Below are 20,312 nucleotides of genomic sequence, written 5' to 3'. Positions count from 1 at the left end.
TTCGGTGTGAACTCTCGGCGGGCCGGTTGAATCGGACTCGATGCGAGGTCAGACGGTCTGCTGACGCGCTTCTCGGCCCGGTTCGGCTGCCACGGTTGCTGTACTTCGCTGCTGTACTGCTGGCATCAGACGAGGCGCTGGATGCGGACCTTGGGTTGCTCGTTCCTCAGGTGACCCTGCTTGTGCTGGCGGACCTGCTCGTCCCAGACCTCCTGGTCGTAGTCAGGGTCCGGCGGAATCCACTTGTGCGAGCCGTCGCTGTAGTGGAACTTCTCGTCTCCGGGCCGCAGGATGCTCATCGGGTCCAGCCGAGGAATCGGTGGTGCAGGTGGCCGGCGGGGACATGGGCCAGGTCCTGGGCGGCGTCGATGAGCTGGGCAGCCAGGTAGAGGGCCAGCGGCACCGGGGCGCGGTCGTACTCGGCTCGCAGCTCTCGCCGCCTCGCCTGGCAGGGCCACTCCCCCGCACAGCCGCCGCACGTCCAGGCCGGCTTGATCGGGGGGTGAGTGGTCATCGCGGGCCGTCCTGGCTGGGCCAGTGACCACGGTTGATCGGGATGCGGTGACGGCTCCGACAGGGCAGGTGCGCGCCGCACCGGCAGATTCGTCGCCAATGCCGCCACGACCAGACGGGCCGGTGGCGACGGGCGAGGGTGAGCGCTGCCGCCAGGATGTACTCGTCATACGAGATCCGCTTCATCGGCTCGCCACAGCCGCCGGGGCCACTAGCCGCCGAGTTGGGGGATTGGAAGGGAGCACTGCCGCCTCCTCGTGCCGCAGTTGTCCGGAGGCGTGGATGCCCGATCGCGGGGCATGCGCCGGACATCCACGCCGGCGAGGACGGCCCACAGCGCCAACCGGGGGAATCGACCTCCTCGGCAACCTCCCATAGGTACCGTTGGGTAGTCAAGGGCTGACGTAGGTGGTCTACTCGTGTTGCCAACCGAGGGGAACACCGTGCCACCGCGTTACCGCTATGAGCAGATCGCTGACGACCTCGCCGAACGCATCGCATCCGGCGAGTTCCCGCCGGGCTCCAAGCTGCCCAGCCGCCGCGAGTTGATCGAGCACTACGGCGTTACAGAGCCCGTAATCGACCGAGCGATGCAGGTGCTACGGATCAAGGGAATGACCGAAACCCTGCCAGGCGTGGGCGTCTTCGTCGCCGAGTAGGCCACTCCCCCAGCCCGGCCGCGCGGCTGGACCCCTCGCTTGTAAGTTCTGCGCGCTCCGTCCCGCAACGTCTGTCCGCGGACGCGACCTCGGGCGGAGGTTCACGCTCGGCCGCCAGCGACTGTCTTCGTCCCGGCTGGTTGCTGTCACCGTTGCTGTCGACAGCAACAGGGTCAACGTCTCTAGTGGTGGTGCGCGGTCGACGCATGCTGCCCTAGGAACTCCCGAAAGAGCCGGCAAAGGTTCGAGACAGCGCGCTTGTAGTCGTCGTCGCTGACAAGGCCAACCTCGATGGCACCCATACCGAAGGTCTCGGCGAGCGCTAAAGACGAGAAGACGAGAGGACTGCCGGGATGACGGGCAGACATCCACTTTTGGAACGCCGCCAACTCAGCCTGACCACGCGCGAGGGCAAACCCCGTCAGCAACGAGAACGCTCGCTCGTACGTCGGCCGCCCGACGTACATGCCCAGGCGGTGCTCCATATGCCACAGGAACTCTTCCCAACTCACGGCCGTATTGTCCCCGACGCCGGCCGCTTCGGTGTGAAGGCGGGTGGAGAGCACCGACGGCTGTCGGCCGCTGTTAGGAATGCATGTTGTTCGGGCTCCACCCACGTCCGGTGGTATCGGTTGCCGTCTCGTTCGCTGCCTCTCTGCTGCCCCCGCGCCTCCCCTTACCCGCACGCGCGTACGGCGGCCAGGTCGCTACGCTTCTCCGGTGACGGATGGTGCCGGTGTCGCATTGGGTATCGAGGCCGCTCGGCGGTTAGCACAACTGGACCTGGTGGACATCCAGCCAGGGCTCACCGACGCCGAGTTCGTCAGCATCGAGCGACGGTTCGGCTTCGAGTTCGCCGACGACCACCGCGCCTTCCTCGCGGCCGGACTGCCAGTCTGGACACCTGGCCACGATGACCACCCCGACAAGGCAAGTTGGAGCTGGCCGAACTGGCGTCAACTTGACTCCACCACCCTGCAAGAGCAGGTTGACTGGCCGCTCACCACCGCGCTCGACGACATCGAGCAGGGCGAGTGGCCACCCGGGTGGGGCAATCGCCCTCACGACCCCGTCCGGCGCATTGCCAAGGCGAAACGCCTTCTCGCCGACGTTCCCCAGATGGTTCCCGTGTACGCCCACCGCTACCTGCCGGCCGGCTGCGGCTCCTTCGGGCATCCCGTGCTGTCCATCCACCGGCTGACCGACACCATCGTGTATGGCCACGACCTCGCCCACTACATCGATCAGGAGTTCCGAGAGCCCAGGGTGACTGTGACCCTCTGGCGTGACTACATGTGAGAGGGGAAGGCCGGCGCCCGTCTGCTTGACCCCGGTGCAACCAGCACCCCCTGAGCTGCTGCTTCACAACCCTTGGGCTGCCAAATGGTCCGTCAGTGTCCAGGCTTGTCCGTTGGGTCCGCGCCGGTCGTCACTCACTTGGTCACCCAATTGCCGGGGTGGCCAACTAAGATCCGGTAACCACACCGGAGGGGACCAGATGGAAACATGGCGTGTCCTGGCGGCTGTCATCATCGGCCCGGCTGTGAGCCTGGTAGGCGTCGCCCTGTCCACCAACTTCCGCGGCGTGACGGAGTGGCACGTGCGGCGATCGATGTCCACCGCGAGCGTGCTACAGCGAGTTCCGCCATGGCGCTGGCTGCCAGATATCCCGCACGAGGAGCGTCTAGCGCGCTTCATCCTGCTGGAACGGCTGATTGGCATAGCTTTCGCAGCGTCCGGCTTCATGATCTTGGCTACTGTCGGCTACAGCGTCTTGACCGGTCAGCCGATGCAGACGGTGAAGTAGGCGATATAGCCGGACCGAATTGCCATCCCGATGCTCCTATGCATGTCAAGCCCGCAAGCCGCCCCGCTGACGAGGTCGGATCCCTTCGTCCCGGAGGAACTTCCGGATCCCTCCAAGGCGAGTTCGCCCCGTTCTTGCTTGCCTTGTCGGTCGGGGATTTCGGGCCGCCGCCCGGCCCGCCACGTCAAGCGGACTTTGCGCACGTACGGACGCTGCCGAAACAGCGTGAGTCGGCTCTCCGTGTCACGAACCACGCCTCCAGCGGACACCGCCACAGTGGCGCAGTTGACCCAACCCCGCCCGGCACGGACCCGGCTCCCGGGGTCGGAGCTGGCCACCCCTCCCCCCTCCCAGGTGAGCGGTTGACCTGACCCGGAGCGGCTGCGAGCCGGCTCCTGGACGACCGGCATGCCTCGCGCGGCCACCGCCCCCGTGCTTGGGCTTGCCGCGCGGACCCGGCAGGCCCTCGCTGCGCCGCGCTGCTCAGGCCCGGCGCGGCCGGCTGCCGGCGACGCACCTCCACCACTCTCCCCGCTACCCCGTCTGCGGCGGCCCGGGTCTCCCCGCTCTCCGCGCCAGCCGCCGGGCGTCAGGCGTGACGGGCGCGAAGCGACAGCGGCAGCGGCCGGCGCGAGCCCAGGCGGCGGCGCGTGCGGCCCGTTCAGGGCCGCCTTGATAGACGTACAGAAAGTTCCCCACACCGCCGCAGCCGGTCGGCCTGCAGAGCCGGTTGAGGAAAGGGTGACCAGGCCGGCAGGATTGTGGCTACCAGAGGTTCTGATTCTTGAGGAGGCCCCGATACCAGCAGACTTGACCAGACGCGCTCGAAGCTTCGTCCGCGCCCATGGGCACCGCCTGTACACCGAGATGAGCAGCGGCATTCGCGACCACTGGCTGAACCACGGCATCCCGGCCGCAGTCGTCGAGCGGATGGCGGCGTTCGATGCACTGTGGGGCGGCTTGCAGCTACCTCCGGCACCCCTGTACGAGGGTGGCCCCAAGATGCTCCAGAGCGACATGCCGGAGATGACCTCGACGGGCGACTGGTGGTTCGACGCAGGCGCCCAGCGGGTCTCCATGACGTACGCGTTCTGCATCGGCCCTCAGGGTGAGTTCGGCATCGAGGATGGTGCCGGGAGATCCGTTCTGCATAAATCGGTCGCTGGCTGGGTCGAGTCCGTCGCGTTGTCCTACCAAGCTCGCCGCTGGGCAACTCGGATCACACAAGTCCGTGGCCACGCCCTTGATCGCTTGGACCTGTCCGATCTTGAGCCGTTCACGGAAGTCGCCGGCCGTTCGGACACCTGGTGGCGTGGTGGGGAAACAACAGTTGCCGTGTACCGGGGTGAAGCTGACCTGTTCAGCGATCCGCAGCTGCAGACCGCCGTGATCTACAACGGCATTACCGAGGCTTCCATATATCTCGACTACTGACTTCCTATCGCTGGATCACGGCGGGTGGCCTGCACCCTGGTCCTCGTCACCGGCTCCGCAAGGGCGAGGCCTTGGGACTGACGTGGGAGGACGTCGACCTCGACGCCGGTGAACTGGCCATCGGCCGCCAACTCCAACGCGTACACGGCCAACGCAGCACCGAGACCCAGGCGTCCGACGCCACCCTCCCCTGCCTGACCGCCCTCAAGCTCCGACAGCAACAACGCGACGAGGCTGATAGCCGCCGGCAAGGCATGGCACGAGACCGACCTCGTATTCACCACCCGCTACGGGCACGCCCATCGAGCCGCGCAACTTCCAGCGTTCCTGGCGCACCTGCGCCACGCTGCTCGCCGACCTCGACGTCCACTCCAGAGTCGCCATGAAGGTCCGCTTCTCCGTCACGATGGAGATCTACACCCAGGTCTCGTCGCAGGCACGAGAGAAGCACTCAAGCGACTCGGCGATGCACTCGCAATGACCGGACTGCTGCCTTAGCTGCTGCACGACAGCAGAAAGGCCACCTCCCGAAGCCGGGAAGTGGCCTTTGACCTGCGTGGGCGATACTGGGATCGAACCAGTGACCTCTTCGGTGTGAACGAAGCGCTCTCCCGCTGAGCTAATCGCCCTCAGCGCCGATGACTCTACCTGATCGAGGGACCGGACCGGAAATCCGGGGTCCGCGTGCCGCGCGGCAGTCGGTCGTCCCGGCGAAGCGCCAGGTCAGCCCCGGGTCAGTGCGTCGCCAGGTAGTGCAGCGCCTCGGCCACCACGTCGATGCCGAAGCTGAACTTCAGCGACAGCCAGACCACCGCGCCGACGAAGACCAGGCCCACGGAGCCGAGCAGGAAGCGCACGGCCAGTGAGCGGCCCTTCACCCACTGGGTCCAGTTGTGCACGTGCCGGCGGGTGAAGCCGAGCAGCCGGCGGGCCCAGTGGAACTCGACGGCCCAGATGCCGAGGCCGGCGATCACCAGCAGCCAGCCCGGTCCGGGCAGCGGGATGAGGGCGATGCCGATGGTGACGACGAGGGCGCCCGCGATGGCGATGAAGATCTTGAGGGTGACCCGTCCGGTCGGGTTGGCCCGGATCAGGTCGAGGGTCGTGCCCAGCCGCTGCCGCCAGCGCGGTCGCTGCCGCCGCTCGGCCAGCGCCGTCCCGCCCGCGTCACTCCGGTCGGACGCCGCCCGACCGGGCCGGTCGTGCTGCTCCATCGGCACTGCGTACCCCCGCTGTTCGGCTGCCCGGGCCGCGACGTTCGGCGGGCCCGGTGCCGCCTTCGGATCCACTGAGGATCGTTTCGTAACCATTTCCTCCCCCAGTGTGGCTCGCGCCCGTCACTGCAACGGCCGACTGGACGTTACCGGAGTAAGTCGACGACTGAACCACCCGATGCCGGGCGGGATCACGCACTGGGCAGAACCGGAAATCCTACATGAATCTTCACATTCACGCGGCCTTTCCGACCCCCTTCCCACCACTGGGTGAAGTCAGCGTATGGCGGAGCGTAGCCAGGAGTAGCACCTGAGTATGGGAAAAGCGGGACACGCGCGTTCCGCAGCGGTGCCGGGGGGAGATCGTCCATGAGTGTCATCCGACCGACGACCGTAGAGGTCGAGACGTCGCTAAGGCTCGTCGCACCTGACGCCACCGCCTTGCCGGTGCGTGCCAGTCTGCGTTACGACCCTGCTGATCCGTATGCGGTCCATGTCCTGTTCCACGCCGAATCCGCCGGTGGCGAGGCCGTCAGCTGGTCGTTCGCCCGGGAGCTGCTGGTCACGGGCCTCGACGAGCCGGCCGGCATCGGCGACGTGCGGGTCTGGCCCTGGGCCACCCCGCGCGGGGACTTCGTCGCGCTGGCGCTGTCGTCGCCCGACGGCAACGCCCTGTTCGAGGTGCCGCGCAGCGTCCTGGTGCGCTTCCTGCGCCGGACCTACGTCGTCGTCCCGCGCGGCCGCGAGGCCGAGCACCTGGACGTCGACACCGCGGTGAGCCGGCTGCTGGCCGGTCGCTGAACCACCGGCCACACCGGCCGACCGGGGCCGCGCGGATCTGCCGAGTCCGCGCGGCCCCGGCCCACCAGGGGGTACGCGCACCGCCTCCCGCCCCTCGCCGGGCTCAGCCGTGGGTGGTGATGCCGCCGTCGACCGGGATCACCGCGCCGGTGAGGTACGCCCCGGCGCGCGACGACAGGTAGATCGCGGTGCCGGCCATGTCTTCCGGGCGACCGATCCGGCCCAGCGGCACCTGCCCCTCGATGGCGGCCCGGGACGCGGGGTCGTCCAGCGCGAACGCCATCATCTTGCTCTCGAACGGCCCCGGCGCGATCGCGTTGACGGTGATCTGCTCGCCGGCGAGCTGGTGGGCCAGGCTGCGGGTGAGCATGTGCACGGCGGCCTTGGTCGCCGAGTACGCGTACACCTCCATCATCGGCACCCGGATGCCGTCGATGGAGCCGATGTTGATGACGCGGGCCGGGTCGTCGGCGCTGGCCGACGCGCGCAGCGCGGGCAGCAGCGCGGTGGTGAGCCGGAAGACGGCCTTGACGTTGACGGCCCAGAGCTTGTCGAACGCGCTCTCCGGGTACGACTCCAGCGGCGCGCCCCAGGTCGCGCCCGCGTTGTTGACCAGCACGTCGAGCCGGTCGTACCGCTCCCGGACGGCGGCGGCCAGGCCCTCGGCGTCGGCATCGTGGCCGAGGTCGGCGGGGATGGCCTCGCAGCGTCCCTCGGCGGAGAGTTCCCTGGCCACGGCTTCGCAGACGTCCGCCTTGCGGGACGAGATGATCACGTGCGCACCGGCCCGGACGAAGCCCTGGGCGATCATCAGGCCGATCCCCCGCGAGCCGCCGGTGACCAGGACCGTCTTGCCTTCGACCGAGAACAGATCCGTCATGCCCATCCCATCGCGAGTCGGCCGGGGCCGCCGGGGCGGGGCGGCCCGACCGGCGCGGACCGGCTCCGGCCGTGCCTCGACCGGACGGCGCTACCGCTCGGTAACGTAGCCCGCCCCGACGACCTCGACAACCCCCGCCGGCCGGCCCGACACCCGCCCGCCCCACCTGCGCCGCGTTCCCGGGATGCGTTGATCGTCGCCCCGGGCTACCGTCGCAGGCGATGGTCTCTTCCGGTCAGCTCTCGCCCGTTCCGCCCGGCAACCCGGTGACCGCCCCCGCCGAGATCGACACGGTGGCCCTCGGTGACCTCGCCCCCGAGCCGCGCTGGCGGCGCCCGGTGCTGCTGGAGAGGGACCTGCTCGTGCTGACCACGGGCGGACACGGCACCGCCGAGCTGGATTTCCGCGCCCTGCCCTGCCGGCCCGGCACGCTGCTGCGGGTGCGCGCCGGCCAGGTGCTGCGCTGCGCCGGCCCGCAGCTCGACGCGACGGTGGTGCGCTGGGACCCGGCGGCGCTGCGCGGGCTCGACGTCGACCCCGACGCCGTGCCGGCCTGGCTCCAGCTCGCCGGCGAGGACGAGGACGCGGTGATCAACGAGGTGAGCCAGCTGGCGGTGGACTGCCAGCGGCACCGGGGGTTGGCCGCCGCGCGTGGACTGCTGCGCCACCAGCTCGCCGTGCTGCTGCTGCGGCTGTCGCTGCTGCCCGAGCGCGCCCACCCGGCGACCCGGGCGGAGGCCGCCACCTTCCACCGGCTCTGCCGCGAGGTCGAACGCGGCTACCAGCACACCCGCCGCGTCGAGGACTACGCCGCCCGGCTGGGCTGCTCGGTGCGTACGCTCACCCGGGCCTGCCTGGCGGTGACCGGGCGCAGCGCCAAGCAGGTGGTCGACGAGCGGGTGGCGCTTCAGGCGAGCCGGCTCCTGGCGGCCACCGACGAGCCGATCGCCCGGATCGGCCGGCGGCTGGGCTTCTCCGAGCCGACGAACTTCGGCCGGTTCTTCACCCGCGAGGTCGGGGTGAGCCCGGGCGCCTTCCGCGCGGCCCGCGAGCAGCCGGTACCCGGGCCCGTCGTCCGGCCCCGCCCGCCCGCAGACGCGGCCGGCGGCCCGCGCGGGGCATGATGGCGGGGTGCAGATCTCCGCGCGCGGCGACTACGCGGTACGGGCGGCCCTGAGCCTCGCCACCGCGTACCCCCGGCTGTTGTCCACCCAGGCCATCGCCACGGAGCAGGACATGCCGCGCAAGTTCCTGGAGGCGGTCCTGGCCGACCTGCGGCGGGCCGGCATCGTCCGGGCGCAGCGCGGCGCCGAGGGTGGCTACACGTTGGCCCGCCCGCCGCGTGAGGTGACCGTCGGCGCGGTGCTGCGCGCGGTGGAGGGCCCGCTGGCCGGGGTCCGCGGGCTGCGCCCGGAGGAGACGAGCTACGAGGGCGCGGCGGAGAACCTGCCGGGGCTCTGGGTGGCGGTGCGGGCCGCCGTGCGCCGGGTGGTCGACGAGGTGAGCCTCGCGGAGATAATCAGTGGCCGGCTCCCGGCCCACGTGCGTAGGTTGACCGCCCTGCCCGACGCCTGGGAGCCGCGCTGATGCCCACCCCCGTCCTGCGCACCGAACGCCTGCTGCTGGAGCCCTACCGGCCGGACGACGCCGAGGACTCGATAGCCCTGCTCACCGATCCCGAGGTGGGCCGGTTCATGGGTGACGGCCCGCTGAGCGCCGAGGAGGCCGGCGCCCTCTTCGGGCGGGTGTTCACGAAGGTCTACGCGAACGACCTCTTCGACGTCTGGGCGGTCCGCCGCGACGGCCGGTACGTCGGGCACGCCGAGATCAAGCGGACGGAGCAGGTCGACGGCCACGAGATCATCTACGCGCTGGCGAAGCCGGCCTGGGGCGAGGGCCTCGGCACCGAGCTGGCCCGGGCCCTGGTCCGCTACGGCTTCGACACCCTCGGCCTGCCCCGCGTGTACGCGACGGTCGCCGACGGCAACCACGCCTCGCTGGCGCTGCTGGGCAAGCTCGGCTTCGTCCACGAGCGCGACATCGCCGAGGACGACGGCGGCGTCACCCGCGTGCTCGTCGTCGACCGCGCCTCCGCCTGACACCGCCCTGCCCGGTCGGCGGCGACGGGACCGACCGCCGAGGCACGACGCCGCCGGTCGGCGGGCTCGACGCCCACAGCCCGCACCGGCAGCGTTCCCGCCGTCGGACCGACCGGGCCGGTCACGCCCGCGCGGGCGTGCCCGTCGTGGTGTAGCCGCCCCGGTGGTGGATCAGCGGGTCCCCGTCCTCGCCGCCGCCGAGCGCGAGCGGCTCGGCCACGAAGAGGGTGTGGTCGCCGGCCGGCACCCGGTGCGCGACCCGGCAGAGCAGCCGGGCCAGCACCCCGGACAGCAGCGGCACGCCGAACGGCCCCGGCGTCCAGTGCGGATAGGCGGCGAACCGGTCGATCCCGCCGGTGGCGAAGACCCGGGCGGCCTCCCGCTGGTGGGCGCCGAGCAGGTGCACGGCGACGTGCTCGGCCCGGGCGAACACGGGCCAGCTCGACGAGGCGGTCCCGAGGCAGAACGAGACGAGCGGCGGGTCCAGCGAGACCGAGGTGAACGAGGTCGCGGTGAAGCCGGCCCGGACGGGCTCGTCGGAACCGTCCGGGTGGGCCGGCCCGCCGGCGGCAGCGGCGACGGTGGTGACCACGGTGACGGTGGCGGCCTGCCGGCGTAGCAGCGCCCGGAACAGGTCCCGGTCCACCGGCAGCAGTTCGGCCCCGCCCTGCCGGGACCACTCCATGGTGGTCACGCCGGCTCTGGGGCCGGGTGGGCACCCGCCGTGCGGGGCAGCCCTGCGTCGACGGGCGGGCGAGCCGCGTGGAGAAGATCGTCCCGCTGCGTCATCGCCCCATGCTGCCGCCGGCCGGGTCCCCGGTCAATGCCCCTATCGGGGGCGGAACCGACGTCGGCCGGCACCGTCGCCAACCCCTATGCCGGCGGGCGGGGGACGCCGGGGGTGGGCAGCCGCCGCACCGGCCGGGGCCCGCCTCCACCGCACGCACGGCGGCCGTCACCCCATCGGACCGTCCACGCCGGACGGGCAGGGGTTTCCCGATTCGGCGATCCGGGCATGTTCGGGTTCGACAGGGCAGGGAAGGGAATCGAAGGGAGCACGACGATGGGTCTGATGTTCCGCAAGCGCAAGAAGTACGGCCCGATCATCCTGAACTTCACCGAGAACGGTTTCTCCTCCTGGAGCATCAAGATCGGTCGCTGGTCCTGGAACTCGCGGGCCAAGGCGCACCGGGTCGACCTGCCGGGTCCGCTGTCCTGGAAGCAGGACAAGTCCCGGGCGTGAGGTCCCGAGGTCGAGCGGGGTGCCGGTGATTCACCGGCACCCCGCTCGGCGTCCGGGTCAGGACGCCGGCCCGGCGTCCCGCGCGGAGATGACCACGTCGCCGCCGAGCCGGCCGTGCTCCGGGTCGCGGGCCGCCTCGCCCGCATCGAGCAGGCCGGTGAGCGCCCGGACGGCGTCGGACGACCGGTAGGCGGTCGCGGTGAGGGCGTGGCGGCGCAGCTCGGTGACCGTACGCGGGCCGGAGCGCGCCAGCTCGGCCAGCAGCTCGCGGCGCAGCGGCCCGGGTTCCGGGGCCGGGACGACGTCGAGCAGCCGGCCCGCCGGATCGCGGTAGCGCACGCCGGCGGCACCGTCGACCGCCCAGAGCGCCTCCTTGAACGCCTCCAGGCTCTTGTCCGACCCGGTCGCGAAGGCGAGCAGCCGCGCGGGGGCGCCGTCGGCGGGCACCAGCTCCACCCCGGTCGTCAGCGGGAACCCGGCGCCGGCGAGGGCGGCGCGCGCGGGGGTGCCGGCGGCGGTGGCGAGCAGCACGTCCGCCGGCTTGCCGGCCGCCGCGGCGGTCAGGACGGCGGAATCGGCGTCGTCGTCGTCCACGACGGAGAGCAGGGGCGCGCCGGCCGCCCCGGCCGCCTTCACCGCCACCGGGAGCCGGGCCGGGCCGCCGGGCACGAGGTGCACGGCGACGCCCGCCGGCAGTTCCGCCTCCACGGCCCCGAGCCGGGCCGGCAGTTCGCCGGTGTCGTGCGCGAGCACCAGCACGGTGAGCTGGCGACCGCGCAGCCGGTCGGCGTGCCCGGCGACCACCCGCAGGGCGGCCTCCGCGGAGCCGGCGTCGCCGCCCGCGTACGCCAGGGCGAGAGTGGCCCGGCGGGCGCGGTGCAGCGCCCCCGGCAGCCAGGTCTCCAGGTGTCGGACGAGCAGCTCGCGCAGGACGGCGTCGGTCGGCATGCTGCCGTTCTACCGCACGCCCGCCCCGGGGCGGACACAGCTCCCCCGACGGGCCGGGGGCCGCGGCGGCCCGGGACGGGTCTGGCTGCGGCGGCGCCGGGCGCCGGGGCGGGTCGGCACGCGTCTCCGGGGCGGGTCAGGCCGGGACGGAGACGCCCACGCCGCCACGGGTCTGGCCGCCGTAGCGCCGCCGCTCGGCGTCCAGGTCGAGCCGGCCGATCCGCTTGCGCGCGGCCAGGGCGGCGTCGTCGAGCCGGTCGGCGGGCACCAGCCAGACGATCTCGAACTCCAGCCCGTCCGGGTCCTGGCCGTAGAGGCTCTTGGTGGTGCCGTGGTCGGACGCGCCGACCAGGGCGTCGGCGGCGGCGAGCCGCTGCGCGGTGGCCGCCAGCTCATCGAGGGTGTCCACCTCCCAGGCCAGGTGGTAGAGCCCGACGGTGCCGCGGCCGGCGGTGGAGCGACCGGCGCCCGCGCCGACCTCGAACAGGCCCAGGTCGTGGTCGTTGGTGGAGCCGGGCGCCTGGAGGAAGGCGGCGCCCCGGAAGCCGTCCGGCGTCATCGGGATCGGCCGGAAACCCAGCACGTCGCGGTAGAAGGCGACGCTGCGGGCGAGGTCACTGACGTAGAGCACGGCGTGGTTGAGGCGGTGGATTCCCATGCCACCGACGCTAGCGCGCTTTTGTTGAGCGTTCAACTAAGTGGCGTATGATGACCGTCATGACCCGCTGGCTGGATCCCGACGAGCAGCGCACCTGGCGCGCGTACCTGACCGCCTCCCGCGCGCTGATGGAGGCGCTGGACCGGGAGCTGCAACGCGACGCCGGGATGCCGCACGCCTACTACGAGATCCTGGTCCGGCTCTCCGAGGCGCCGCAGCGGCAACTGCGGATGAGCGACCTGGCCGAGGCCACCGGCTCCTCGCGCAGCCGCCTCTCGCACGCCGCCGCGCGCCTGGAGGCGGCCGGCTGGGTCCGCCGCGAGGAGTGCCCGACCGACCGGCGCGGGCAGATCGCCGTCCTGACCGACGAGGGCTTCGCCACCCTCGCCGCCGCCGCGCCCGGCCACGTCGAGGGGGTACGCCGGCACCTGTTCGACGCGTTGAGCCCGGCCCAGGTGGACCAGTTGCGCCGGATCAGCGAGACGCTCGCCGCACACCTGACCGGTTCTTGACCAATCCACCCCGGCCCGGGTCTTGTACTTACCGTCGTCGGATGAGCACGATGGGGCGTGCCTTCCGGCTTCGGTGATCTGACTGACCAGGCGCACCACCTGGTGTCCGCCGGCGACCTCGCCGGCGCCCAGCGGCTGCTCGCCGACGCGCTGACCGACGCGGACCCGCGTCCCGCCAACGCCACGCCCGAGCTGGCCGAGGCCGCCAGCCTCCAGGCCCGCGTGCTGGTCGCCCTCGGTGAGCCGCACTCGGCCCGGGGCTGGGCCGCGTTCGCGTACGCGGCCACGACCCGGCTGCACGGGCGCTCCGACCAGCGCACGGTGGCCGCCGCGGCCACCCTCGCGGCGGTGCTGCACCGAGTCGGCAGCTGGTCCCGCGCCGCCCGGCTCTACCAGGAAGTGATCATCGAGCTGACCGCGCTCGACGGTCCCGAGTCGCTGCGGGTGCTCGCCGCCCACGCCGACCTGGCCACGGTGGAATACGCGCGCGGCCAGTGCCAGGTGGCCCGCGACCGGTTGCAGGACGCCTGGGAGCTGCACCGCGAGGTCTACGGCGACGGCCACCCCAGCGGCATCAAGATGCTGGCCCGGCTCGGGGCGATGCAGCGCGACTGCGGGCAGTTCGCCGAGGCGCACGACAACCTGGCGCTCGCCCGCGAGCTGTGCCGACAGCACCTGCCGGCGGACGATCCGCTGGCGGCGCAGGTGGCGACGCTGGCCCGGGCGGCGGCCAACCCGGACCACGTCTGCGCCGACACCGCACCCGTCGGCCGGGACGGCCCGATCGTGCCGTCCGCGCGCACGCCGCCCCCGGGCGACGGGCCGTCGACGGCCTACCACCCTTCACAGCCGGGTTACCGCCCGGCGGGGCCGGACCCGTACGCCGGGCCACCGCACGTGGTGCCGACGCCCCGGCAGCCGACGGAGGACCCGCCACCCGGCTGGTGGCCCCCCGAGGCCGACGCCGAGGACGCTCCGGCCGACAGCGCCGTGCCGCCGGCGGTCGTACCCCTGGCTGGCGGCGTCGAGGCCGACGGGGTGCACCGGGTCCGCGAGTCCGGCGCGCCCGAGGAGCCCTACCAACCGTCGCGGCTGCTGCCGGTGCCGGTGCACCGCGCGCCGTCGCGGCGCAACAACCGGCTGCTGCCGCTCGTCGTCGGTGGCGTCGTGGTGGTGCTGCTGGGCACGGCCGCCGTGATCGCCGGGGTGGCCGGGGTCGACGGTGACCCCGACCCGGCGCCTCCGGCCGCGACCGGCGCCCGGGCCTCCACGCCGGCCGGCACAGGCACCCCGCCCGCCGCCGGCCCGACGACGGGGGCCGCGGCCTCCCCCGGCACCCCGCCGGGCTCGGTGACGCTGCGGGACAACCGCGACAACGTGGCGTTGCGCTGGACGTACCCGGCCGGCGGGGAGGGCCCGGTGGTCATCTCGGGCGGCCGGGTCGGCCAGGCGCAGACGGCCTTCGCCAACCTGCCCGCCGGCACCACCGCCTTCGTCGTCTACGGGCTGAACCGCAGCACCGACTACTGCTTCACGGTCGCGGTCGTCTGGTCGACCGACACGATCGCCCGCGCCCAGGAGGTCTGCACCCGCCGCGGCTGACGGGCCGGCGCGGTTCCCGGGGCGGCCGACGTGTCCCACGGCCCACGCCGGGCGTGCGGCCTGGATCCCGGTCCGGCGTGGTCCGGCCGGCGTGGTCAGGGGTGGGCGTGGTCCGGCCGGCGTGGTCGCGGGCCGGCACGCGACGCCGGACCCGTCAGGGACGCTCCGGGTCGGGCAGGGCCGGCAGCAGCAGCCGTACCCGCAGCCCCGGACCGCCGGCCCGGCCGGGACCGGCGTCGGCCAGCTCGATGCCGCCGCCGGCCCGGCGGACCAGCTCGCGCACGATGGCCAGGCCGAGGCCGGCGCCGCCGTCGTCGCGGGCCCGGGCGTCGTCGAGCCGGGTGAAGCGGCCGAAGACCCGCTCCCGGTCCGCGACCGGGATCCCCGGCCCGTCGTCGGTCACCGTCACCAGGTGGTACGCCACCGCGCCGTCGCCGCCCTCGGGGTGTACGGGCGGCCCGGCGGCCAGCACCACCTCGCCGTGGGCGTGCCGGACCGCGTTGTCGACCAGGTTGGTCAGGATCCGGCGCAGCTCGTCGGGGTCGCCCTCGGTCCACAGCGGCGCAGCCGGCGCGTCGAGGCGCACCGGCGGCGACGGGTACCGGGCGGCCACCGCCGCCAGCAGGGCACCCAGCTCGACCGGCCCGGTGACCCGCGCCGGCGGCCGCTCGTCCAGCCGGGCCAGCAGCAGCAGGTCGTCGACGAGCCGACCGAGCCGCTCGGTGTCGGCGAGCAGGTTCGCGGACACCGCCGTCCAGTCCGTCCGGTCGGCCAGCCGCCGGGCGACCTCCAGCTCGGTACGGATGTTCGCCAGCGGGCTGCGCAGCTCGTGCGCGGCGTCGGCGACGAACGCCCGTTGCCGGTCGCGGGCGGACTCCAGCCGGCCCAGCATCCCGTTGAGCGTGACCGCCAGCCGGTGGATCTCGTCCTGCGACGCCGGTACGGGCAGCCGCCCGCCCCCGTCCCGCCCGGTGATCTCCTCGGCGCCCCGGCGCAGCGCCTCGACGGGGCGCAGGGTCGCGCCGACCACCCGCCAGGCCACGGCGGCGAGCACCGCCACCAGCAGCGGGAAGCTCACCAGCAGGATGGTCCGGACGACGTGCGCGCTGTGCCGCACGTCCGCCAGCGACCGGGCCACCAGGACGGTGCGCGGGTCGGCGGCGGTGCCCGCCGGCACGGCCACCACCCGGACCGGCCCGGCCAGGCCGACCCGCTCCCCCGACACCGTCAGCCGCTGCCGCGCGCCGGCGTCGATGCGCTCCGGCGACACCATCGGCACCAGCCGGTCGGCGTCGATCGAGGCGGCCCGCACCCTGCCCCCGGCGTCGATCACCTGCACCCGGACCTGTCCGCCGGCCACCGGCAGCGGATCGGGCAGGACCTCCTCGGCGGCGAGCAGCGCGACCGCGTCGGCGGTCCGGAACGCCTCGGTGTCCACGGCGCGTTGCAGGGCCCAGCCCAGCACGCCGAGCAGGACGAGCCCCCCGACGGCCAGTCCCCCCGCGACGCCGAGCACCCCGACCGCCATCAGTCGCCCGCGCAGCCCGAGCGCGACGCGCAGGCGCCCCCGCACCTCCCGCGTCACGGCGCGAGCCGGTAGCCGGCGCCGCGGACCGTCTCCAGGCGCTCCCGGCCGATCTTGCGCCGCAGGTACCCGACGTATACCTCGACCGCGTTGGGCGCCGTCTCGACGCTGGCGTCCCAGACGTGGTCCAGCAGCTCGGTCTTGGAGACCACCTCGCCGGGGCGGCGCATCAGGTAGTCGAGCAGCGCGAACTCGCGGCTGGTCAGCGCGACCTCGGCGTCGGCCCGGGTCACCCGCCGCCGGGCCGGGTCGAGCCGCAGGTCGCCGACCGCGAGCACCGTGGGGCGTTCGGGGGCGCCACGGCGCAACAGGGCCCGCAGCCGGGCCAGCAACACGACGTACGAGAAGGGCTTGGTGAGGTAGTCGTCGGCCCCGCAGTCCAGTCCGTCGGCCTGGTCGTACTCGCCGTCCTTGGCCGAGAGCATGAGCACCGGGAGCCAGTGCTCCTCGGCGCGCAGCCGGCGGACCAGCTCGTAGCCGGAGAGGCCGGGCAGCATCACGTCGAGGATCATCGCGTCGTACCCGCCGTGCCGTGCCGCGTCCAGCCCCTCGGGGCCGGTCGCCGCCACGTCCACCGCGAACCCCTCGGCCTGCAACCCCCGTTGCAGGGCGGACGCCAACCGCGACTCGTCCTCCACCACCAGCAACCGCACGCCCCAAGGGTGCCACCCGGGCGCCCGGGGCCGGCCGGTCGTCCTCAGCACCCTCACAGCGTCGAGGAGGCAGGATGTCCGGCAGGAGGTGTCACATGTCCGTCCTGAAGAGCCGTCCCGTCCTGCGCTGGCTGGTCCCCGTGACCGCCGTCGCCACCGTCATCGGCGGCGGCGCCGCGCTCGGCACGTTCGCCGCCCAGGCCGAGCCGAGCCTGCCGCCGCGCACCGCCGCCCAACTCCTGGTCGATTTGCAGACCTCCCGGCTGGAGGGACTCTCCGGCACGGTCGTGCAGCGCGCCGACCTGGGCCTGCCGCCGCTGGCCAACCTCGTCGGCGGCGACGGCCTGGCCGGCCTGCTGACCGGCACGCACACGCTGCGGGTCTGGCACTCCGGGCCCGACCGGCAGCGCATCGCCCTGACGGACACGCTCGGCGAGCAGGACGTCATCCGCAACGGCCGGGACGTGTGGACCTGGAACAGCCGGTCCAACACCGCCACCCACCGCACGCTCCCCGAGGGCACCGCCGGGGGCGAGACCCCCGAGCTGCCGGCCACCCCCGGCGAGGCGGCCGACCGGGCCCTGGCGGCGATCGGCCCGAGCACCGAGGTGAGCGTCGGCCGGTCCGCCACGGTCGCCGGCCGGGACGCGTACGAGCTGGTGCTCGCCCCGCGCGACGCCGCCTCGCTGGTGCACCAGGTGCGCATCGCCATCGACGCGCGGGAGCACGTGCCGCTGCGCTTCGAGGTCTTCGCCGACGGCAGCGACAAGCCGGCCTTCGAGATGGCCTTCACCCAGGTGTCGTACGCCCGGCCGGACGCCGACCAGTTCACCTTCAACCCGCCGCCCGGCGTGAAGGTGACCGAGGAGACCGCCGGCAGGCGGCAGCCCGCCGACGCGCGCGGGAAGCGGCCCGCGGACGGTGAGCGGCCGGACGTGCGTACCGTCGGCGAGAGCTGGGCCACGGTGGTGGTCGCGCGGCTCGACGGCGCCGGCGCGCCCGCCGACCGGGCCGGGGCCACCCCCGGTCGCCCCTCGAACGGGTCGGCCGGAGACCCGGCGGCGCTGCTCGGCGCGCTGCCGAAGGTCAGCGGCGACTGGGGCAGCGGCCGGTTGCTGACCGGGAAGCTGTTCAGCGCGCTGCTCACCGACGACGGCCGGCTGATCGCCGGCGCGGTGACGCCGGAGCGGCTCTACGAGGTGGCCAGGGGCTGAGCATCGGCAGTCCGGGGGCCCGCCACACGGCGGGCCCCCGCTGTCTGTGCGGGACGGCCCGTCAAGTGGCCCGGCGCGCTTGGTCGGGGCGGCTGACGCACGGTATCTTTCTCAGTTCAGGCAACAAAAAAGAACGGCTGTCGAAAGCCGTTCCGAGAGAGATGCTAACCCAATGGGAGACGGCTTGTCAACGCATTCCGCCGATTCCGCCGAATTGCAGCCCGATGACGAGATCGGCCGCGAACAGGAATACGTCTCGATGCTCTATCGCCGGCTGGACGAGCTGCGTGAGCAGGCCTCCGACCGGTTGACCGACGAGCTGCGTTCGACCGGCGGCACGCAACAGGCCCGCTCCCAGCGCGACAGTGCGGTACGGATGTACGCCGACCAGGTCGAGCAGTACTCCGCGGTGGAGAGCGGCCTCTGCTTCGGCCGGCTCGACACCGACGACGGCGGCCCGCACTACATCGGCCGGATCGGGATCTTCGACACCAGCGGCGACTACGACCCGCTGCTGATGGACTGGCGTGCCCCGGCGGCCCGCGCCTTCTACCTCGCCACCGCGGCCAACCCCCAGGGAGTGCGCCGCCGCCGGCACCTGCGCACCCGGGAACGCAAGGTGACCGCGCTCAACGACGAGGTCCTGGACCTCGCCACCGCCTCCCCCACCGCGCACGAGGAGCTGACCGGCGAGGCGTCGCTGCTCGCGGCGCTCAACGCCGGCCGCACCGGGCGGATGCGCGACATCGTCGAGACCATCCAGGCCGAGCAGGACCGGATCATCCGCGCCGACCTGCCGGGCGTACTGGTGGTGCAGGGCGGTCCGGGCACCGGCAAGACCGCCGTCGCGCTGCACCGCGCGGCGTACCTGCTCTACACCCACCGCGAACAGCTCTCCACCCGGGGCGTGCTCCTGGTCGGCCCGAACGCCACGTTCCTGCGCTACATCTCCCAGGTGCTCCCGGCGCTGGCCGAGACGGGCGTGCTGCTGCGGACCCAGGGCGACCTCTTCCCGGGGGTCAGCGCGCGCCGGGCCGAGCCCGCCGCGACCGCCGCGCTCAAGGGCCGCGCGGTGATGGTCGAGGTGCTGGCCGCCGCCGTCCGGGACCGGCAGTGCGTGCCCGACGAGCCGCTGGAGATCGAGCTGCCACAGCAGGAGGTGCTGCGGCTCGACCCCGAGACCGTCCGCGCCGCCCGGGACCGGGCCCGCCGCTCCGACCGGCCACACAACCTGGCCCGGGCGCTCTTCGACGTCGAGATCGTCCACGCCCTCGCGGCTCAGGTCGCCGAGCGGATCGGCGCGGACCCGCTGGGCGGGGAGAACCTGCTCGACGAGGCCGACGTGGCGGAGATCCGCCGCGAGCTGCGCGAGGAGCCCGAGGTGCGGGCCGTGCTGGACCAGCTCTGGCCGGTGCTCACCCCGCAGCGCCTGCTCGCCGACCTCTACGCCTGCACCGAACGGATCGCCGCCGCCGCGCCCATGCTCACCGACGCCGAGCGGGCCATGCTGCACCGCGAGCCGGGCGGCTGGACGCCGGCCGACGTGCCGCTGCTGGACGAGGCGGCCGAGCTGCTCGGCGAGGACGAGCGCGCCGCCGCCGCCCGCCGGGAGCGGATCCGGGCCCTGCAACGGGAGTACGCCGAGGGCGTGCTGGAGATCGCCCGGGGCTCCCGCTCCATCGACGTGGAGGACGAGGCCGACGGCGGTGAGATCCTCGGCGTCACCGACCTCATCGACGCCGACCGGCTGCTGGAGCGGCAGGAGGAGGCGGACCGGCTGACCACCGCCCAGCGGGCCGCGGCCGACCGGCGCTGGGCGTTCGGGCACGTGATCGTCGACGAGGCGCAGGAACTGTCGCCGATGGCCTGGCGGCTGCTGATGCGCCGCTGCCCGAGCCGCTCGATGACCATCGTCGGCGACGTGGCCCAGACCGGCGCGCTGTCCGGCACCCCCTCCTGGGCCGACGCGCTGGAGTCGCACGTGGCGCAGCGCTGGCGGCTGGAGGAGCTGACCGTCAGCTACCGCACCCCGGCCGAGATCATGGCGGTCGCCGCCGAGGTGCTCGCCGAGATCGACCCGGCGCTGCGCCCGCCCCGCTCCGTACGCTCCAGCGGGGTGCCGCCGTGGGACCGCGCGGTCGCGCCGGAGCGCCTGGCGGCGGAGCTGGTGGCCGCCAGCACCCACGAGGCGGCCGGCCTGGACGACGGCCGGCTCGGAGTGATCGTGCCGGCCGGCCGGGTTGACGATCTGGGCGCCGCCCTCACCGCCGCCCTGCCCGAGGCGGCCGTCGGCGAGGACCCGGAGCTGGAGAGCCGCGTGGTGGTGCTCACCGTCGGCCAGGCCAAGGGCCTCGAATTCGACTCGGTCCTGCTGGTCGACCCCGACCGCATCGTGGCGGAGTCACCCCGGGGCCGCAGCGACCTCTACGTCGCCCTCACCCGCGCCACCCAACGCCTCGGCATCCTCCGCCCCACCTGACCCACCAACCC

The 20,312-nt window shown here is 73.4% G+C and carries 23 protein-coding genes and 1 tRNA gene; 13 read left to right on the top strand and 11 right to left on the bottom strand.

All coding sequences use genetic code 11. The annotated features are described in order from the left end of the window. Window positions 1-125: 125 nt before the first annotated feature. On the bottom strand, window positions 126-299 hold the full coding sequence (locus ACSNN9_RS01940) for a hypothetical protein (RefSeq protein ID WP_350706644.1): 174 nt from the start codon (window positions 297-299) through the stop codon (window positions 126-128). Further along, on the bottom strand, window positions 296-514 hold the full coding sequence (locus ACSNN9_RS01935; protein WP_436670885.1) for a flavin reductase: 219 nt from the start codon (window positions 512-514) through the stop codon (window positions 296-298). The genes ACSNN9_RS01940 and ACSNN9_RS01935 overlap by 4 nt, the downstream gene beginning before the upstream one ends. A gap of 418 nt (window positions 515-932) precedes the next feature. On the opposite strand from ACSNN9_RS01935, the gene ACSNN9_RS01930 reads away from it, so the two are divergent. After that, window positions 933-1,172, top strand: coding sequence for a winged helix-turn-helix domain-containing protein (locus tag ACSNN9_RS01930; protein WP_013476970.1), 240 nt, complete (start codon window positions 933-935; stop codon window positions 1,170-1,172). A gap of 182 nt (window positions 1,173-1,354) precedes the next feature. Here ACSNN9_RS01930 and ACSNN9_RS01925 read toward each other — a convergent pair whose 3' ends face one another. Next, window positions 1,355-1,684, bottom strand: a complete 330-nt coding sequence (locus ACSNN9_RS01925) for a hypothetical protein (RefSeq protein ID WP_436670884.1) — start codon at window positions 1,682-1,684, stop codon at window positions 1,355-1,357. Window positions 1,685-1,892: 208 nt separating this feature from the next. Here ACSNN9_RS01925 and ACSNN9_RS01920 point away from each other — a divergent pair, with 208 nt between their 5' ends. From ACSNN9_RS01920 to ACSNN9_RS01910, 3 genes are all read left to right on the top strand, one after another. Continuing rightward, window positions 1,893-2,471 carry a hypothetical protein gene (locus ACSNN9_RS01920; protein WP_436670883.1) on the top strand — a complete coding sequence of 193 codons (579 nt, stop codon included), beginning with the start codon at window positions 1,893-1,895 and terminating at the stop codon, window positions 2,469-2,471. Window positions 2,472-2,670: 199 nt separating this feature from the next. Beyond that, window positions 2,671-2,979, top strand: a complete 309-nt coding sequence (locus ACSNN9_RS01915; RefSeq protein WP_436670882.1) for a hypothetical protein — start codon at window positions 2,671-2,673, stop codon at window positions 2,977-2,979. A gap of 867 nt (window positions 2,980-3,846) precedes the next feature. Continuing rightward, the gene (locus tag ACSNN9_RS01910) at window positions 3,847-4,413 is read left to right on the top strand and encodes a hypothetical protein (protein ID WP_436670881.1); all 567 of its coding nucleotides are present in this window, start codon (window positions 3,847-3,849) and stop codon (window positions 4,411-4,413) included. 557 nt (window positions 4,414-4,970) lie between these two features. Here ACSNN9_RS01910 and ACSNN9_RS01905 read toward each other — a convergent pair. Continuing rightward, window positions 4,971-5,042 (bottom strand) — tRNA-Val (locus ACSNN9_RS01905). Window positions 5,043-5,147: 105 nt separating this feature from the next. Continuing rightward, entirely contained in the window at window positions 5,148-5,723 is a 576-nt protein-coding gene (locus ACSNN9_RS01900) for a TIGR02611 family protein (RefSeq protein WP_436670880.1), read from the bottom strand. A gap of 273 nt (window positions 5,724-5,996) precedes the next feature. On the opposite strand from ACSNN9_RS01900, the gene ACSNN9_RS01895 reads away from it, so the two are divergent. Continuing rightward, window positions 5,997-6,428, top strand: coding sequence for an SsgA family sporulation/cell division regulator (locus ACSNN9_RS01895; RefSeq protein ID WP_067311359.1), 432 nt, complete (start codon window positions 5,997-5,999; stop codon window positions 6,426-6,428). A gap of 103 nt (window positions 6,429-6,531) precedes the next feature. On the opposite strand, the gene ACSNN9_RS01890 is transcribed toward ACSNN9_RS01895, so the two are convergent. Next, window positions 6,532-7,308 (bottom strand): glucose 1-dehydrogenase, encoded by a 777-nt coding sequence (locus ACSNN9_RS01890; RefSeq protein WP_436670879.1) that lies wholly within the window; start codon window positions 7,306-7,308, stop codon window positions 6,532-6,534. A gap of 221 nt (window positions 7,309-7,529) precedes the next feature. Here ACSNN9_RS01890 and ACSNN9_RS01885 point away from each other — a divergent pair, with 221 nt between their 5' ends. Genes ACSNN9_RS01885 through ACSNN9_RS01875 form a run of 3 tightly spaced genes read left to right on the top strand, consistent with a single transcriptional unit; the run spans window position 7,530 to window position 9,407 of the window. Beyond that, complete coding sequence (locus ACSNN9_RS01885; RefSeq protein ID WP_436670878.1) at window positions 7,530-8,432, top strand: helix-turn-helix transcriptional regulator; 903 nt, start codon at window positions 7,530-7,532, stop codon at window positions 8,430-8,432. Between the two features lie 7 nt (window positions 8,433-8,439). Then, window positions 8,440-8,895, top strand: a complete 456-nt coding sequence (locus ACSNN9_RS01880) for an RrF2 family transcriptional regulator (RefSeq protein ID WP_121398934.1) — start codon at window positions 8,440-8,442, stop codon at window positions 8,893-8,895. Continuing rightward, complete coding sequence (locus ACSNN9_RS01875) at window positions 8,895-9,407, top strand: GNAT family N-acetyltransferase (protein WP_436670877.1); 513 nt, start codon at window positions 8,895-8,897, stop codon at window positions 9,405-9,407. Before ACSNN9_RS01880 ends, ACSNN9_RS01875 begins: the two co-directional genes overlap by 1 nt. A 121-nt stretch (window positions 9,408-9,528) precedes the next feature. Here the strand turns inward: ACSNN9_RS01875 and ACSNN9_RS01870 are convergent, their stop codons facing one another. After that, window positions 9,529-10,092 carry a flavin reductase family protein gene (locus ACSNN9_RS01870; protein WP_436670950.1) on the bottom strand — a complete coding sequence of 188 codons (564 nt, stop codon included), beginning with the start codon at window positions 10,090-10,092 and terminating at the stop codon, window positions 9,529-9,531. 378 nt (window positions 10,093-10,470) lie between these two features. On the opposite strand from ACSNN9_RS01870, the gene ACSNN9_RS01865 reads away from it, so the two are divergent. After that, on the top strand, window positions 10,471-10,650 hold the full coding sequence (locus tag ACSNN9_RS01865; RefSeq protein WP_007075522.1) for a DUF4236 domain-containing protein: 180 nt from the start codon (window positions 10,471-10,473) through the stop codon (window positions 10,648-10,650). Window positions 10,651-10,707: 57 nt separating this feature from the next. On the opposite strand, the gene ACSNN9_RS01860 is transcribed toward ACSNN9_RS01865, so the two are convergent. Both ACSNN9_RS01860 and ACSNN9_RS01855 read right to left on the bottom strand, forming a co-directional pair. Continuing rightward, window positions 10,708-11,598, bottom strand: a complete 891-nt coding sequence (locus ACSNN9_RS01860; protein ID WP_436670876.1) for a hypothetical protein — start codon at window positions 11,596-11,598, stop codon at window positions 10,708-10,710. Window positions 11,599-11,734: 136 nt separating this feature from the next. Next, window positions 11,735-12,256 carry a VOC family protein gene (locus ACSNN9_RS01855; RefSeq protein WP_357876180.1) on the bottom strand — a complete coding sequence of 174 codons (522 nt, stop codon included), beginning with the start codon at window positions 12,254-12,256 and terminating at the stop codon, window positions 11,735-11,737. Window positions 12,257-12,306: 50 nt separating this feature from the next. On the opposite strand from ACSNN9_RS01855, the gene ACSNN9_RS01850 reads away from it, so the two are divergent. Next, window positions 12,307-12,768 carry a MarR family winged helix-turn-helix transcriptional regulator gene (locus ACSNN9_RS01850; protein WP_436670875.1) on the top strand — a complete coding sequence of 154 codons (462 nt, stop codon included), beginning with the start codon at window positions 12,307-12,309 and terminating at the stop codon, window positions 12,766-12,768. Window positions 12,769-12,825: 57 nt separating this feature from the next. Next, window positions 12,826-14,370: a tetratricopeptide repeat protein gene (locus tag ACSNN9_RS01845; protein WP_436670874.1), complete on the top strand. Its 1,545-nt coding sequence runs from the start codon at window positions 12,826-12,828 to the stop codon at window positions 14,368-14,370. Between the two features lie 154 nt (window positions 14,371-14,524). Here the strand turns inward: ACSNN9_RS01845 and ACSNN9_RS01840 are convergent, their stop codons facing one another. Further along, on the bottom strand, window positions 14,525-15,898 hold the full coding sequence (locus ACSNN9_RS01840; protein ID WP_436670949.1) for a sensor histidine kinase: 1,374 nt from the start codon (window positions 15,896-15,898) through the stop codon (window positions 14,525-14,527). A 53-nt stretch (window positions 15,899-15,951) separates the two neighbouring features. Beyond that, entirely contained in the window at window positions 15,952-16,608 is a 657-nt protein-coding gene (locus ACSNN9_RS01835; protein WP_357876174.1) for a response regulator transcription factor, read from the bottom strand. A 95-nt stretch (window positions 16,609-16,703) separates the two neighbouring features. Between ACSNN9_RS01835 and ACSNN9_RS01830 the strand changes: the two genes are divergently transcribed. Continuing rightward, window positions 16,704-17,822 (top strand): LolA family protein, encoded by a 1,119-nt coding sequence (locus tag ACSNN9_RS01830; RefSeq protein WP_436670873.1) that lies wholly within the window; start codon window positions 16,704-16,706, stop codon window positions 17,820-17,822. A 172-nt stretch (window positions 17,823-17,994) separates the two neighbouring features. Next, window positions 17,995-20,301 carry a HelD family protein gene (locus ACSNN9_RS01825; RefSeq protein ID WP_436670872.1) on the top strand — a complete coding sequence of 769 codons (2,307 nt, stop codon included), beginning with the start codon at window positions 17,995-17,997 and terminating at the stop codon, window positions 20,299-20,301. Window positions 20,302-20,312 lie beyond the last annotated feature (11 nt).

The organism is Micromonospora sp. URMC 107, from assembly GCF_051386315.1.
Classification (GTDB): domain Bacteria; phylum Actinomycetota; class Actinomycetes; order Mycobacteriales; family Micromonosporaceae; genus Micromonospora.
Note: the sequence above shows the minus strand (reverse complement) of the source record. Positions and strands in the feature narration are given on the sequence as shown.

Bases quoted from the DNA above. Each gene is read 5' to 3' on its own strand.
- ACSNN9_RS01830 (WP_436670873.1), top strand. From the start codon at position 16,704: ATGTCCGTCCTGAAGAGCCGTCCCGTCCTGCGCTGGCTGGTCCCCGTG.
- ACSNN9_RS01860 (WP_436670876.1), bottom strand. From the start codon at position 11,598: ATGCCGACCGACGCCGTCCTGCGCGAGCTGCTCGTCCGACACCTGGAG.
- ACSNN9_RS01875 (WP_436670877.1), top strand. From the start codon at position 8,895: ATGCCCACCCCCGTCCTGCGCACCGAACGCCTGCTGCTGGAGCCCTAC.
- ACSNN9_RS01890 (WP_436670879.1), bottom strand. From the start codon at position 7,308: ATGACGGATCTGTTCTCGGTCGAAGGCAAGACGGTCCTGGTCACCGGC.
- ACSNN9_RS01895 (WP_067311359.1), top strand. From the start codon at position 5,997: ATGAGTGTCATCCGACCGACGACCGTAGAGGTCGAGACGTCGCTAAGG.
- ACSNN9_RS01915 (WP_436670882.1), top strand. From the start codon at position 2,671: ATGGAAACATGGCGTGTCCTGGCGGCTGTCATCATCGGCCCGGCTGTG.
- ACSNN9_RS01870 (WP_436670950.1), bottom strand. From the start codon at position 10,092: ATGGAGTGGTCCCGGCAGGGCGGGGCCGAACTGCTGCCGGTGGACCGG.
- ACSNN9_RS01840 (WP_436670949.1), bottom strand. From the start codon at position 15,898: ATGGCGGTCGGGGTGCTCGGCGTCGCGGGGGGACTGGCCGTCGGGGGG.
- ACSNN9_RS01885 (WP_436670878.1), top strand. From the start codon at position 7,530: ATGGTCTCTTCCGGTCAGCTCTCGCCCGTTCCGCCCGGCAACCCGGTG.
- ACSNN9_RS01940 (WP_350706644.1), bottom strand. From the start codon at position 299: ATGAGCATCCTGCGGCCCGGAGACGAGAAGTTCCACTACAGCGACGGC.
- ACSNN9_RS01935 (WP_436670885.1), bottom strand. From the start codon at position 514: ATGACCACTCACCCCCCGATCAAGCCGGCCTGGACGTGCGGCGGCTGT.
- ACSNN9_RS01865 (WP_007075522.1), top strand. From the start codon at position 10,471: ATGGGTCTGATGTTCCGCAAGCGCAAGAAGTACGGCCCGATCATCCTG.
- ACSNN9_RS01825 (WP_436670872.1), top strand. From the start codon at position 17,995: ATGGGAGACGGCTTGTCAACGCATTCCGCCGATTCCGCCGAATTGCAG.
- ACSNN9_RS01910 (WP_436670881.1), top strand. From the start codon at position 3,847: ATGAGCAGCGGCATTCGCGACCACTGGCTGAACCACGGCATCCCGGCC.
- ACSNN9_RS01900 (WP_436670880.1), bottom strand. From the start codon at position 5,723: ATGGTTACGAAACGATCCTCAGTGGATCCGAAGGCGGCACCGGGCCCG.
- ACSNN9_RS01855 (WP_357876180.1), bottom strand. From the start codon at position 12,256: ATGGGAATCCACCGCCTCAACCACGCCGTGCTCTACGTCAGTGACCTC.
- ACSNN9_RS01850 (WP_436670875.1), top strand. From the start codon at position 12,307: ATGACCGTCATGACCCGCTGGCTGGATCCCGACGAGCAGCGCACCTGG.